The following is a 14240-nucleotide window of genomic DNA, read 5'->3' on the forward strand; positions in this document are numbered from 1 at the left end:
CTACAACGTAATGTAGTACCTGTCATCCCCAACCGAAATTTCAAACGTGAAAAACAAAGCAAAGCCAACCGATTTACACAAACAAAAAGACGCAACTTATAAAATAAGCTTAACCTGACAACATTGGCGCAGCGCCTGGGGTCCCCCTGCTAGGGGATTTAGGGGGTCCCCTCCCCCCAGAAATTTCATCGCATACTTCCTTCCCGCAAGTATCATCCTAATAAGTGTTACAGCCACAGGCATTTTCCGGAAAGGATGATACCCATGAGAGATTTTTCCTGGAAGTATTTCGCAATGACTGGGGATGTCGATGCTTACCTGTTGTACAAGCAGGCAGGGGGTCAAGAGCCCGATGAAGACGAGCCTGGCGAGGAACCGGAAGAAGATCCGGACGAACTGATTTTTTAAATTATTAGGTACGGGGTTATTGGAGGAGTGCCGGATGCTGTATCGAGTGGAGGCCATCGTCATCCGCAGCACAGATTACGGGGAAGGCAACAAAATTGTTACCTTGTTCAGCAGAGAAGCGGGAAAGGTTAGCGTAATGGTCCGCGGAGCCAAAAAGATGAACAGCCGGTATGCCGCGGTTGTGCAGCCTTTTACCTGCGGACAATTTGTGTTTTTCAAAAACGGACAGATGGGCACGTTAAACAATGCTGAAATCATACAATCTTACCACATGCTCAGAGAAGATTTGCTGATGGCGGCCTGCTGCTCATACTTGGCCGAACTGACGGACCGACTGATCGGCGAGCAGGAGAACGAACCTTATTGGTATGAGCAGCTGAAAGCCGCGTTTCAAGCGATGACCGAAGGCAAAGACGCAGATATTATCGTACATATCTACGAAATGAAGATGCTGGCGATCGCCGGATATACCCCGCAATTGGATCAATGCGTATCCTGCGGGGAAACAGCGGGCGAAATGGCATTCAGCTTCGGTTTGGGAGGCATACTGTGCAAATCGTGCCGCAGATCGGACCCGCAGACGGTGCCGCTAAGCGGCGCGGTGCTTAAGCTACTGCGGCTTTTTTCGAGAATGGATATACGGCGTTTAGGGCAAACGGATGTGAAACCGGAAACAAAGCAACAATTGAAAACGCTTCTGCGCGGCTACATGGACAACCATCTTGGACTTCGGCTAAAATCGCGAAATTTTCTGGAGCAAATGGAGAAATACGGATTATAAACGTGACATATAATGGAATTATCCCGCGGGAAGGTGGTCAATCCTATATTGAGTCAGCAAAAACTTATCATATTTGTCGCCTCCGACTCCGCTGGTGAAACCGGCGAAGCTGTGGTTAAAGCGGCTGCGACGCAATTTTATCCAAAAGTGGTCGAAATTCGGCGAATAGCTTTTATTCAAGATAGCGGCGCAATCGAACTTTTAATTCAAGCCGCGAAACGCGAGCACGCCATTATCGTATTTACTCTTGTAGTACCCGAGCTTCGCGAATATTTGCTGGTGAAAGCCCGTAAGCATCATATCAAGACCATCGATTTAATGGGCAATTTGCTGCAGACGATGGAGCATTCGTTTGGCCAGGAAGCGCGTCATAAACCGGGAATGATTCATCCGCTCGACGAAGATTACTTCAAGAAGGTGGAAGCGGTTGAGTTTGCCGTGAAATACGACGACGGACGCGACTTTACCGGAATTCTGCAGGCGGATATCGTGCTGGTTGGCGTATCCCGCACCTCCAAAACTCCGCTGTCGATGTTTCTCGCCCACAAAACGTACAAGGTGGCCAACGTCCCGCTTGTTCCGGAAATCACGCCGCCCGATCTGTTGTATACGGTCAACAACAAGAAGATATTCGGGCTTACGATCAACCCTGACAAATTAAATAAAATCCGCAGCGAGCGGTTAAAAATGCTGGGGCTTCCCGGTAACGCAAGCTATGCCAATTTGGAGCGGATCAGCCAGGAGCTCGAATTTGCGCAGCAAATTATGAGCCGCATCGGCTGTACGGTCATTGATGTGACCAACAAGGCGGTGGAAGAAACGGCAAGTGTCATTTTAGAGCGCATCGGCTGAGTTTTGTTTTTTCATTACGTTCAAGCAGGATTTTTTAAGTTTTCAGCGTATATAATATTACGGTAAGAGAGTTACACAAGAATCGGTGGGACGAAAGATGAGTTTCAAAATCATTGTCGACGCTGACGCCTGTCCGGTGAAATCTGAAATTGTGAGCACAGCCGCCATGTTTCATGTCCCCGTGATGATGGTGGCTTCTTTCGATCATCGGCTTGCCGCCGCGGAAGGGGTAGAAATCGTTCAGGTGGACCGTTCGGATCAATCGGTCGATTTATTCATCGCCAACCGGATTTCAGCGGGCGATATTCTCGTGACTCAGGACTTTGGTCTGGCAGCCATTGGACTCGGAAAAAAAGCGTTTGTGTTGTCCAACAGAGGGCAGGAATATACCGACAAAACGATCGATTATTTACTGGACCGTCGACATGAACAGGCAAAAAAACGCAGAGCGGGGCACCATACGAAAGGGCCAAGAGCGTTTTCAGCGGACGATCGGAAAACATTTCTACAAAGTTTGACAAAACTTTTGGTTCTCTTGCAGGAGAATGAGGGAGACAAGGCGAATATACCTAAGTGTTAACCCATTTTGAAGGTGGTAAGGATGAGTAACGGGCGTATTCCCAATGACGTCATTGATTCCGTTCTGAAACGCCACGACATTGTAGACGTGGTCGGCAGATATGTTCATTTGACCAAGCAGGGGCATTATTTAAAAGGGCTGTGCCCATTCCATTCGGAAAAAACACCGTCGTTTACCGTAACTCCGGAAAGACAGATTTTTCACTGCTTTGGGTGTGGCGCAGGCGGGAGCGCCATTCATTTTATTATGGGCGTTGAAGGCTACAGCTTTGGCGAAGCGGTCCGCGAGCTAGCTAAGGAAGCAGGTATTGAAGTAGGGGTTGGAGATGAGCCAAGCGAACAGGCTATTAAGCAAAATGTTGAGAAAACGTCGCTGCTGGCCGCTTACGAATTTACTTCCAAGCTTTACCCGTATATTTTGAAAAATACGGATGAGGGCAAACCTGCGATGAATTATTTGCGTTCACGCGGATTTTCCGACAAGCTGATTGACACGTTTCAAATCGGTTATGCGCCCCCTAGATGGGATACACTCGCACAGCTGCTGGAGAAACGCGGTTTCGATCTTGCTTTGATGGAAAAAGGAGGTCTGCTCAGCGCAAGGCAGGAGGCCGGCGGGTATGTGGACAAATTCCGCGACCGCATCATGTTTCCGATCTGCGATGCCAAGGGAGCCGTTATTGCATTCGGCGGGCGGGCGCTTGGCGACGTGCAGCCGAAATATTTAAACAGTCCGGAGTCCATTCTGTTTAACAAAAGCCGCACCTTGTACAATTTTCATATGGCCAGACCGCATATTCGCAAGTCGGGGGAACTCGTATTATTCGAAGGTTACGTCGATGTGATTAAAGCATGGGAAGCGGGTGTGGAAAATGGCATCGCTACGATGGGGACCGCACTTACCGATGAGCAGGCGAAGGTAATCCGCAACAATGCCGAGCGAGTGATCGTCTCTTATGATGGGGACAACGCCGGTCAGAACGCCGCTTATAAAAGCATCGCGATCCTCGAAAAAGTCGGATGCCAAGTGAAGGTAGCCGTGCTGCCGAGTGGTCTTGATCCGGATGAGTACATTAAAACTTACGGTTCTGAACGATTTGCACGGGAGATTATCGAAGCTTCCGTGTCGTCGATCAAATATAAGCTTCTTTATTTTCGCAAAAATTATAAGCTGCAGGAGGATGGGGAGAAACTACGTTATATCCAGCATGCGCTGAAGATCGTTGCCGGCGTAACGTCACCCGTTGAACGGGAACATTACGTGAAGGAGTTGTCTTCTGAGTTTCATTATTCCTATGAAATTTTATGGCAAAACTTAAATGAAATCCGGCTTCAGACAGAAAAAAACAAAAATCATGGGGATAATAACGCCAAACCGTGGAATAATGTTATGAATAATGGACCCGTGAAAGAACGGGCCCCCTCGCTGCATCCGGCATACCATAACGCAGAGCAGAAGCTTCTGGCAGTGATGATGCACGACCGCGAAATTTCGCAGTACGTGGAGCAGCATCTTGGCGGGCAATTTCACGTGGAAGCTCATGCAGCGCTCGCTGCTTACTTATACTCTTATTATGCGCAAGGGAATGAACCTAACGTAAGCAGCTACATTTCAACGCTGCAAGATGAAGGTTTGGTCAGCGCAGCTTGTTTTATTGCCGATATGGGGGTAAGTCACGCAACCAGCGAGAAAGTGATTGACGATTATATCAAATCGATCAAGCAGCATTATTACCAAGAGGAATTAAAGCGAAAAGAAGAAGCAAGAACTGAAGCAGAACGTTCAGGAAATGTATTGTTAGCAGCACAAATCGGCCTGGAACTGATTAAGGCCAAAAGATTATTACCCTAGGAGAACAGTCGGAACTTCTTTAGAAGATGGCCTCATCTTATTCTTAGGGAGGAGGGAGCACACGTTTATGGCGAACGATCAGCGCACAGAAATAGAGACAGAATTGACCCTCGAGCAGGTCAAAGAACAACTGATCGAGCAGGGAAAGAAACGCTCGTCCCTGACATACAAAGATATTATGGAGAAACTTGCTCCTTTCGATCAAGATCCAGAGCAAATCGATGAATTTTTTGAGCATCTTTCCGAGCTGGGGATTGACGTAGGCAACGAGTCCGATGATGATGAAGATCCGGTGCTTAATCCCGACGATCACGAGCATGACGAATTCAACTTTGACGACGATCTGTCGTTACCTCCCGGTATTAAAATCAACGACCCTGTCCGTATGTACCTAAAGGAAATCGGACGTGTGCCGCTCTTGTCTGCGGAAGACGAAATCGATTTGGCGAAGCGGATTGAAAAAGGCGACGAAGAAGCGAAACGCCGATTGGCGGAAGCGAACTTGCGTCTGGTAGTCAGTATCGCCAAGCGTTATGTGGGTCGGGGGATGTTGTTCCTCGATTTGATACAGGAAGGAAATATGGGGCTTATCAAAGCGGTTGAAAAGTTTGACCATATCAAAGGGTTTAAATTCAGTACCTACGCGACATGGTGGATTCGTCAAGCCATTACCCGTGCGATTGCGGATCAAGCGAGAACGATCCGGATTCCGGTACATATGGTGGAGACGATCAACAAACTGATCCGCGTATCCAGGCAGCTGCTGCAAGAATTGGGGCGCGAACCAACGCCGGAAGAAATCGCTAAGGAAATGGATTTAAGCACGGATAAAGTCCGCGAGATTATGAAAATTGCTCAAGAACCCGTTTCTCTGGAGACGCCGATTGGTGAAGAGGACGATTCGCATTTGGGTGATTTTATCGAGGATCAGGAGGCTCTTGCTCCTGCCGACGCCGCGGCTTATGAACTACTGAAAGAACAGCTGGAGGATGTGCTTGACACGCTTACCGAGCGTGAAGAAAATGTGCTTCGGTTGCGCTTCGGACTGGATGATGGCCGCACAAGAACGCTGGAGGAAGTGGGTAAAGTGTTCGGCGTTACCCGCGAACGCATTCGTCAAATCGAAGCCAAGGCGCTCCGTAAGCTAAGACATCCAAGCCGCAGTAAACGATTAAAGGATTTCCTGGAATAAATGAGTTTTCACCCATGACCTTTCTGCCGGAAACGGCATTAAGGTCTAATTTTTTCTACGGCCCCGACCGATAAAATTAGGGTGTTGGAATTTTTTTGCACATTGCCGCCCGGGGTGAATGATCTGTGGATGAAAAAAAGAAGATTATCGTTAAGGAAATCGAGCATTGGCGGCGCAGTAAGCTGCTGCCTGAGCATTATTGCGACTTTTTGCTGAATTTGTATTTGGAAGAACATAACCAGAAACAATCCGGTGGATGGTTAGGCATTTCGCCAAAAGCAGTAAGAGACAGTAACTGGAAGATATGGATAATCGTTTTTGGCCTTTTGGCAATCATATCCTTTGTTTCACTTAATTTTAACTCTTTTGAATTTCCATTGCAAATTGGCGTATCGATTGTTTTTTTAATTATTTGTTATGTTATCGGGGCGGTAAAACGGGAAAAGTCGCCGTTGCTTTCCCATATTTTGTTTGGTGTGGCGTCTTTATTTTTGCTGTTTATCGGCGTGTACCTGCTGAAGCAGCATGATCTGAATACGCCAAATACGATAGTCGCTCACGTTGTTTTTTGCAGTTTCGTCTGGATTATGAGCGGCATTGCCTGCCGGCTGATCATTTTTCAGCTGTGCGGCTGGGTTGGGCTTGTCTTCGCTTATGGCTGGCTGCTGCATCATCAGCTGGATACGATTACATGGGGAACGCTGCAGCTTAGCTGGATTCCTCTGAGTTTCCTGTTTGTTTGGATCGGCTGGCTCGTGCATCAGAAGCTGAAGCAAGCCGGCATCGTCTTTTTGCTGCTGGGGTGTATCGTTTGGTTTATGCCGGAATTTTACGGTATTATGTATTCGGAGGTGCTGGGCAGCGAAGTGCTCCAGCTTTCATTGATGGGCAAGATCATCATAGGAGGCATCATGCTGTTTGCGCTCCGTAAAAAATGGACAGAGTGGGTTGCATAACATGATAAGGTTGTCTGAACGATTGCAGCGTATTGCGGAACGGGTGCCTTCCGGCGGCAAATTGGCCGATATCGGCTCCGATCATGCGCTGCTGCCTGCGTATTTGGCTATAAACGGAACCATTAGCCGCGGGATCGCCGGTGAAGTGAATACCGGCCCTTACGAAGCGGCATCTAAACAAATCGAGCAGTCCGGTGTCGGGCATAAGGTACAAGCCAGATTAGGGGATGGACTTGCGGTAATACAACCGGGAGAGGTGAATGTAATTACGATTGCCGGCATGGGCGGCAGTCTGATTTCGTCGATCCTGGAAGCGGGCAAAGAAAAGCTGAGCGGCGTCGAGCTGCTTATTTTACAGCCCAATGTAGGCGAAGAATTTGTCCGGGAATGGCTGCTGCGCAGCAATTGGAGCCTTCAATCCGAGCAGATCCTGGAGGAAGACGGCAAAATTTACGAGATCTTAACCGCGCAGCCGAAGCAGCTTGGTGCTTCCGGAGACGGGCTTTACGAACCGTTTATGCTAAATGGCGAGATTTCCGTGACCAAACAAGATTTGCTTCGCATGGGACCTTATTTGCTGCGAAATCCGAACCCCGTATGGATCAGAAAATGGGAGTCGGAGCTGGCGAAGCTCGCACAGATTTGCCGCCAATTAAGCCGCTCCGAACATACCGCCTCCCGGCAAAAGGAGCAAGAAATCCGTGAAATAATGCAACATATAGAGGAGGTGCTCGCATGTTTGCAAAAGGTCAAACCGTCATTCAATTAATGGAACGGCTCGCGCCGAAGCATTACGCGGTGCCGGACGATAAGATCGGATTACAGTTAGGCTCGCTGCAAAAAGAAATTCGCAGGGTGCTTGTCGCCCTTGATGTTACCGAAGATGTGGTGGCGGAAGCGATAAGCGGTCAAGTCGATTTGATCATCGCGCATCACGCGATTATTTTTCGGCCGCTCTCCAATCTGCAAACGGACACGCCTGCGGGAAGGCTTTATGAGAAGCTGATTAAGCACGATATTGCCGTGTATATCGCACATACGAATCTGGATGTCGCAGACGGCGGCATTAACGATATGATGGCCGAAGCGCTTGGTTTGACCGGCTTGTCTCACCTGGAGGACGTGCATACCGATAAATTGAAAAAGCTCGTTGTTTTTGTCCCGGAGGATCACCACGAAAAAGTGCAGATGGCGTTATTTCAGGCTGGCGCCGGTTGGATCGGCCAATACAGCCACTGCAGTTTCAATATCGAAGGCACGGGCACATTTTTACCGCAAGAGGGAGCACAGCCGTTTATCGGCAAGCAAGGCAAGCTGGAGCAGGTCAAGGAGCTCAGAATCGAAACCGTGGTGCCTCAAAGCATCGAGCGCAAAGTCATTCAAGCGATGCTGAAGGCGCACCCTTACGAGGAAGTGGCTTACGATTTGTATCCGATGGATTTGAACGGCCGTACATTCGGCCTAGGGCGTGTCGGCAAGCTGTCTGAAGCAGTGACGCTGCAGGAGCTGGCTGACCTGGTCAAACAGGCTTTTGATGTGCCTGCAGCCCGTGTGGTAGGGGATTTGAACCGCCAGGTGAAAAAGGTCGCCGTGCTCGGAGGCTCCGGCAGCCGCTACGTCCGGCATGCGTTATTTGCGGGAGCCGATGTGCTGGTGACCGGCGATATCGATTATCATACGGCGCATGATGCGCTGGCTGCAGGGATCGCTTTGATCGATCCCGGTCATAATATCGAAAAAATCATGAAGCGTGGCGTAGCCGACTATTTGCAGGCAAAGCTGGCTGAACAAAAATATGCGACTGAAGTTATTGCATCGGGAGTGCATACGGAGCCGTTCCAGTTTGTTTAAGGAAGCTGTTCCAGCAGTTGCAGTTGTATTTTGGCGTAATCCCTGATATACTGGCTTTTGCGCAAGAGAAGTTTGGCAGACAATCGCTGGCGGCTTAAGGCCGCGAGAGGAAAGTCCGGGCTCCATAAGGCAGGATGCTGGATAACGTCCAGTCAGCGCGAGCTGAAGGATAGTGCCACAGAAATGGACCGCCGATGGCGCGGATGTACTTCCGCGATCAGGCAAGGGTGGAACCGTGGTGTAAGAGACCACGAGGAGGTATGGCGACATACGTCCTGGTAAACCCCATCTGGAGCAAGACCTAATGGAACGCAGCCGTTCTTGAACGGCAGCCCTCGCCTGGGGCGCGTTCGGGTTGGTCGCTGGAGCGGATCAGCAATGGTTCGCGTAGATAGATGATTGTCGCTTCAATGGTGGGAGGGTGGTACCCGTTACGACCACTGGAAGCACAGAACCCGGCTTACGGCAAACTTCTCCAACCACGCATTTATTTAAATATCAGAACGCTTTTTGAGCCAATAACCGGCTGTATCCGGTTGTTGGCTTTTTGCGTTGATTAAGGTTTTCATGGAGCGCACCGGACTGGAATATAGGTGATTTTCGCAGGGAATTTGTCTACTCCAATTGTGCTTGGCAAACATACAGTGGTTAAGGTATATATACCCGGCGCATTTGGGGGACAATTCATCCGATAGTGGAGAGGTGATACGGAAATTGATTGAACTGGCGTTGGCTTTTAATGACAAGGACGGGAGTTATGCAGAACATGCCGGTGTCGTGCTTGCTTCCGTGTTTTACAATACAGAATCACAAATTCGGGTTCATATTTTGCATGACGACACGCTGCTTGAAGCTAACAAAACAAAGCTTATACAACTGGTGAAAAGCTTTCATCAGACGATTGACTTTATTCATGTGAACATTCCCATGGACCTGTTTGAGGCTGCCAGCAATGTGAAGGCGGTTAACATATGGACAATGGCCAGTATGTATCGTTTGCTGCTCCCCCAGCTAGTGCAAACGGAAAAGATCATTTATTTGGACTGCGACGTTTTGGTGAACCTGGATATAGCCGAGCTGTGGAATATCGAATTAAACGATGCGTATTTAGGAGCCGTCTGGGACCAAGGGATCCATGAAGTCGCACACGATATTATCCCTTGCGGTTTGAGTCCCGAGAATTACTTTAATTCGGGAATCTTATTGCTGGAGCTGAATAATATCCGCAATAAGCGTGATTGGTATGAAGGCATGCTGAACTTTTTATGGAGATACCCTAACAGCACTTTGCCTGATCAGGACTTATTGAACTCCGTTTTTGGCGAAAATTACTTGCAGCTCGATCTGCGGTTTAATCTGTTTAATCTTTCCTGTCCCGATCGCCAATACGATAATAAAATCGTTCATTTCAGCGGCGCTGAGAAGTGCTGGCATCCACAATCTCCCGGTGCCGAGCTGTACGCGCGATACCTTGACATGACTCCGTGGGGAACCATGTTCATAGAAGCGGGGGACACTGAATTATCCGAGCAGCAGTTTGATACCGCTAAGCTATCCGGCGAAAATGAATGGTTTGCACATTCCGTCCCCGAAGCATCAAGGGAGGAGAAGGAAACTGAAGCCGCTGACGAAACTGAACAAGCTGCTGAATGGAGCGGAGATTCTCCCTATATGACGGCTTCACACATACGGAAAGACAAGGAGATGCAAGGTTCGGCCCCTCCCCAACGGCTCTCCACAGGCCAAAGCAGTGAAATAAAGGGCAAAACCGGCACAGTAGTCAAAACGTTTCCTTCCGCCGCATCCCAAGCGCAGAAGCCGCCTAGGCACCAGCAACCGGCACGGGTGAAAAGAGCACCGATTCAAAAAAGCGGCATGACAAAAGCTTCGCCTCCTGCCAAGACTGTAAAAAAGAGTCCCAGGCAAAACAAGCAAAATAACAGCCCAGTAACGCCAGCCAGAGGAAAAATACAGAATCCGAAACGGAAAACGGTACCCCATCAAAGTACCCAAAGACCAAAAAGTAAAACTAACCTTTCAAATAAAAGGAAAATTTGGACCAATCCGGCTTTGTCTCGAGTATATTGGATCATTTAAGGCAAGTTGGCCCTCATGCGGAAAACCTGTCGAAAACACCGTTCATAAGATACAGCGCCGCTGCTCGTCTCATCTGTAACTTCTGCCGCGCGGAGGAGAGGAATACGGAAGGTGCATGGCGCCAGACCTTGGCGAGGATATAACCCGTGAGATCAACTAAAGCCCGATGGGCCCTTTTCAGGGATATCGGGCTTTAAGTTTCCAGCTATGGGGTAGGGGCCGTTTGTTGTTCGTTTCCGAACTTTTCGCGGATGGCGTCCAGTTCTCTTTCGGTCGTTTGCGGCCAATTGGTCAGCGAATTTTGGCTTTGGCCTGCGCTGTTTAGCGCTTGAACAACGTCGATCAACCCGAATCCGAAATATTTGTCTTTCCCTTGAGGACCGAGATCTTGCGCCGTTTGGCGGATGAGGTCCATGACCTCGGTATTTTTCAGCGCCGGGTTCACTGAGCGGATCAATGCCGCTAAAGCCGTCACATGCGGGCTGGCCATGGAAGTTCCGGACAATGCCGCGTATTGATTGTGCGGATACGTACTGGCGATGTTTACGCCGGGAGCAGCGGCATCGATATAATCGCCGTAGTTGGAGAAGCTGGCTTTATTGTTCTTGGCATCGGTGGCCGCCACGGCAAATACCTCTGGATAAGCCGCGGGATAGCCGGGGCGATCCGTGTTGTCATTGCCGCTTGCGGCAATCAATACGACGTCATGGTCATAGGCGTAACGAATGGCGTCATGCAAAAATTGGGCTTCCGCATAATTGCCGAGGCTCATATTAATGACTTTAGCGCCATGATCGGTAGCCCATATAATGCCTTGGGCAACTGAATACGTGCTGCCCGCACCGGTCTGGTCAAGCACCTTGACCGGCATGATGGGATTGTTCCAAGTCATGCCCGCGATGCCCAAACTATTGTTGACCAGCGCGGAGATGACGCCGGCGACATGGGTTCCATGACCGACATCGTCCAGCGGCGGAGACTTCGGATCAACAACGTTGATGCCGGATACCAGCTGAGCTTGCAGATCGGGATGATTCAGATCCACCCCGGTATCGACGATTGCCACTACGACATCTTTAGACCCCTTGTTAACCGACCAGCCCTTCTCCGTTTCAATCATCGGCAAATTCCATTGATACCGCTGATACAATACGTCGTTTGGCACAATGGCGTCGCTGGCAGGCGTTTCCGAGTCCATTCTCGGGACATCGTTGGTCATATATAAAAAATGCGGCTCTACATAAGCGACGTCCCATTTTTCAAAATAAGCCATCAGTTGCTTTGCTTCCATGTGCGCGGATTCGAATACATACGTATACCCAAGCTTGCGGTGGCCGCCGGCCCCGATTTCCGCTTGGATTTGCGCCAGCTCCGCTTGCGTAGGCTCCTGTTTAAACCTGACCACAACCTGGTTTGTATGATAATGGCTTGTTCCTTCGTTATCTTCCGGATGATCCACTTTCACGTCCTGCAGCGTTCTGGAATCGACGGATTCGACCTTGTAGCGGTTATCGGAAGGATAAGGAACAATACGCAAGTTTTTTTTCTGATGTTCGCTAACCTCTTTCAAGATCGTCTGCTGAACGACCCCAACTAAAGACGCGCCGCCTTCCGAGGGTTCTCCCAATACCAAATAAGTATGGTCATTCACATGGACCGACTGGGATTTAAAAGGCTTGCCGTTTTGCGCGGACTGCTTGGCTTGTTCCATAAGTTCGCGTGTTTGTCCGCTGACGGCGCTGTCGAGTTCCCCTGTTTTGACGCCTTGATCCAAAGTCTGATCTTTCCAGGAATAAATCAGCAGCTGCATATGCGGATGCAGCTGCTGCAGCTGCTTCAGCGCACTGCTTACATCTGCGGATTGGCGGATATGGCCAAGCGTATTTTGAAAGCTGATGCTGCATTGGTTGCGGCAAAGCTCATCGGTCAGCGACACGTCGCGGTCCAACAGCTGCTGCTTCATGCTGATTTCGGATGCGGGACTTACGGTCTCAGGTCCGATCTGCTCCCCACGGGGAAAAAGCAGGGCTCCGCCTGCCAGCAGAAGCGCAAACGATACGATGTATTTTCCTTTGTTCATAGGCCGAATGCCTCCTTATATGACAACGCCAAACATGTTGCTGTTAGAATTCCCGATTGTCGTTCCGTTTACAGGAACACATTTTTCCATTGAGAGCAGATTGTATGTTCAAAAATTTCAAAATCGTCGAATAGTTTATTTACATATTACTTTTAACGTCGATTTGTGGTAGGATGAGAGTAAAGTACTTGCTTAACATCAAAGTGGTATTATCGTTTACGATTCTCAAGGAGGTCTTTTGTGAATGGCCGTGCATAATGTGAAAAATGTATGTGAAACTACAAGAGCGAAACTCGCTGAAGCAACTCAAAAAATGGAAACGTTTTTGAACCAACATTCGCTTCCGCTGCTCAACGTGGAAAACGATGGGGCGATGGAAGAGTTTTACCGTGCTTATTTGCAGGATACGAGACATTTGCTCGTGTTTAGCGAAGTTGCTTATGAGAAGCTTGGAGTCGCTTTGCGCCGTCCGACTTTCAACACCGAATACGCCGAGAAAGTGCTGTACGAAGTGTATCACAGCTGCGTCAACAACTTCTTTTATCCGAAAAATGAATGTTATTCCGAAGATGGCCGTTATGCGTATACAGGTCAGGATGCCATTCGTTTCCGCAAAAAGCCAAGCCGCGATGTGCGGAATTTGACTGTGGAGTTGTCCAAAATTTTCGAAGATCTTCGTGAGGAATTGTCCTATTACGAAACCGACTACATTACGCAAAAAAGAATGCAAGGCGAGCGGGTTTAAGTTTTATTCGAATTGTCTCAAGTGTTCTTGACTATACACGTCAGAGATGCTCATTTACGGGCATCTCTTTTCTTTTGGCGTTAGATTATGCCAGCTGCGGCGGTACGGCGCGGTGGGAGAATATTCTGTCCCCGAAACCGGGTACCATGGTTAACGGGGTGATGACGATGGATAAACCGATAGTGAAGTGCAGCGTCGCCAACTGCGAATACTGGGCGCAGGGGAACCGCTGCGGTGCCGATCTGATTATGATTGATATCGACAAGCATGCCAACGCCACATTTACCGAAGAATTCGCCGGAGAAAGCTTTGATGACGATCATACCGACAAAGCGGCGGACTCGCGCAGCACTTGCTGCCATACGTTTAAGCCCAAAGCCGCGAAATGAAAGAGGATGACAAAACGCTCTTTCAGAAGGATCAGATCCGGCGGGAAGCAGGATTAGGGGATTCCGACGTTGAGTTTGCCGCGGATGCGGCGCCCGTTCCATTTGGCCGTACGGTATTGCCTAGAGGGGAACATGCGGAGGAAGAAGCTGCAAGAGGGAATAATTTATTTACGCAAAGCAAAGCTGTAGGTTATGCTGCAATCATTTTTGCCGTAATTTCCTTGTTTCAATGGCCTGCTCCATTAGGTTCTACAGCGATTCTGCTAGGATTTTTCGCTTTTGTGCAGGGCAGCCGTTTCCTTGGAGCCAGTGCTATGATACTTGGGCTTATATCTCTTGGCGGGTACATTTTGTTAACGTCCAATTATGTGTAGAAAGTCCAGTTGGATTGCTGCTGCCGGTTAGAAGGCAGCAGTTTTTTCTGCTTTTTCAGCTTTTTAAGATAAGGGGCTAGTTCT

14 protein-coding genes and 1 other RNA gene are annotated in these 14240 nt (G+C 49.0%); 14 read left to right on the top strand and 1 reads right to left on the bottom strand.

What is annotated here, in order from left to right; translation table 11 throughout:
- Positions 1-264 precede the first annotated feature (264 nt).
- The 11 genes from EYB31_RS14545 (at position 265) to EYB31_RS14595 (ending at position 10568) form a co-directional block, all read left to right on the top strand.
- Entirely contained in the window at positions 265-408 is a 144-nt protein-coding gene (locus tag EYB31_RS14545; RefSeq protein ID WP_131014084.1) for a YqzL family protein, read from the top strand.
- 34 nt (positions 409-442) lie between these two features.
- On the top strand, positions 443-1189 hold the full coding sequence (gene recO, locus EYB31_RS14550; protein WP_131014085.1) for a DNA repair protein RecO: 747 nt from the start codon (positions 443-445) through the stop codon (positions 1187-1189).
- Between the two features lie 12 nt (positions 1190-1201).
- The gene (locus tag EYB31_RS14555) at positions 1202-2041 is read left to right on the top strand and encodes a pyruvate, water dikinase regulatory protein (protein ID WP_170318233.1); all 840 of its coding nucleotides are present in this window, start codon (positions 1202-1204) and stop codon (positions 2039-2041) included.
- A 97-nt stretch (positions 2042-2138) separates the two neighbouring features.
- On the top strand, positions 2139-2621 hold the full coding sequence (locus EYB31_RS14560; RefSeq protein ID WP_131014086.1) for a YaiI/YqxD family protein: 483 nt from the start codon (positions 2139-2141) through the stop codon (positions 2619-2621).
- A gap of 21 nt (positions 2622-2642) precedes the next feature.
- Positions 2643-4472 (top strand): DNA primase, encoded by a 1830-nt coding sequence (gene dnaG / locus EYB31_RS14565; protein WP_131014087.1) that lies wholly within the window; start codon positions 2643-2645, stop codon positions 4470-4472.
- 67 nt (positions 4473-4539) lie between these two features.
- Positions 4540-5664, top strand: coding sequence for an RNA polymerase sigma factor RpoD (gene rpoD / locus EYB31_RS14570; protein ID WP_131014088.1), 1125 nt, complete (start codon positions 4540-4542; stop codon positions 5662-5664).
- Between the two features lie 125 nt (positions 5665-5789).
- Positions 5790-6620: a hypothetical protein gene (locus EYB31_RS14575; RefSeq protein WP_131014089.1), complete on the top strand. Its 831-nt coding sequence runs from the start codon at positions 5790-5792 to the stop codon at positions 6618-6620.
- A gap of 1 nt (position 6621) precedes the next feature.
- Positions 6622-7389 (top strand): tRNA (adenine(22)-N(1))-methyltransferase, encoded by a 768-nt coding sequence (locus EYB31_RS14580; RefSeq protein ID WP_131014090.1) that lies wholly within the window; start codon positions 6622-6624, stop codon positions 7387-7389.
- Entirely contained in the window at positions 7356-8471 is a 1116-nt protein-coding gene (locus EYB31_RS14585) for a Nif3-like dinuclear metal center hexameric protein (RefSeq protein WP_131014091.1), read from the top strand. The genes EYB31_RS14580 and EYB31_RS14585 overlap by 34 nt, the downstream gene beginning before the upstream one ends.
- Before the next feature lie 67 nt (positions 8472-8538).
- Positions 8539-8949, top strand: an RNA gene (rnpB, locus tag EYB31_RS14590) — RNase P RNA component class A.
- 236 nt (positions 8950-9185) lie between these two features.
- The gene (locus EYB31_RS14595) at positions 9186-10568 is read left to right on the top strand and encodes a glycosyltransferase family 8 protein (protein ID WP_165452432.1); all 1383 of its coding nucleotides are present in this window, start codon (positions 9186-9188) and stop codon (positions 10566-10568) included.
- Between the two features lie 205 nt (positions 10569-10773).
- On the opposite strand, the gene EYB31_RS14600 is transcribed toward EYB31_RS14595, so the two are convergent.
- Positions 10774-12648 (bottom strand): S8 family peptidase, encoded by a 1875-nt coding sequence (locus EYB31_RS14600; RefSeq protein ID WP_131014093.1) that lies wholly within the window; start codon positions 12646-12648, stop codon positions 10774-10776.
- 244 nt (positions 12649-12892) lie between these two features.
- On the opposite strand from EYB31_RS14600, the gene EYB31_RS14605 reads away from it, so the two are divergent.
- The 3 genes from EYB31_RS14605 (at position 12893) to EYB31_RS14615 (ending at position 14156) form a co-directional block, all read left to right on the top strand.
- The gene (locus tag EYB31_RS14605; RefSeq protein ID WP_131014094.1) at positions 12893-13393 is read left to right on the top strand and encodes a YpuI family protein; all 501 of its coding nucleotides are present in this window, start codon (positions 12893-12895) and stop codon (positions 13391-13393) included.
- 74 nt (positions 13394-13467) lie between these two features.
- On the top strand, positions 13468-13782 hold the full coding sequence (locus EYB31_RS14610; RefSeq protein WP_338119944.1) for a DUF1540 domain-containing protein: 315 nt from the start codon (positions 13468-13470) through the stop codon (positions 13780-13782).
- On the top strand, positions 13779-14156 hold the full coding sequence (locus tag EYB31_RS14615) for a hypothetical protein (RefSeq protein ID WP_131014095.1): 378 nt from the start codon (positions 13779-13781) through the stop codon (positions 14154-14156). Before EYB31_RS14610 ends, EYB31_RS14615 begins: the two co-directional genes overlap by 4 nt.
- Positions 14157-14240 lie beyond the last annotated feature (84 nt).

Origin of the sequence: Paenibacillus thalictri (assembly GCF_004307995.1) — a bacterium.
Lineage (GTDB): Bacteria > Bacillota > Bacilli > Paenibacillales > NBRC-103111 > Paenibacillus_AF > Paenibacillus_AF thalictri.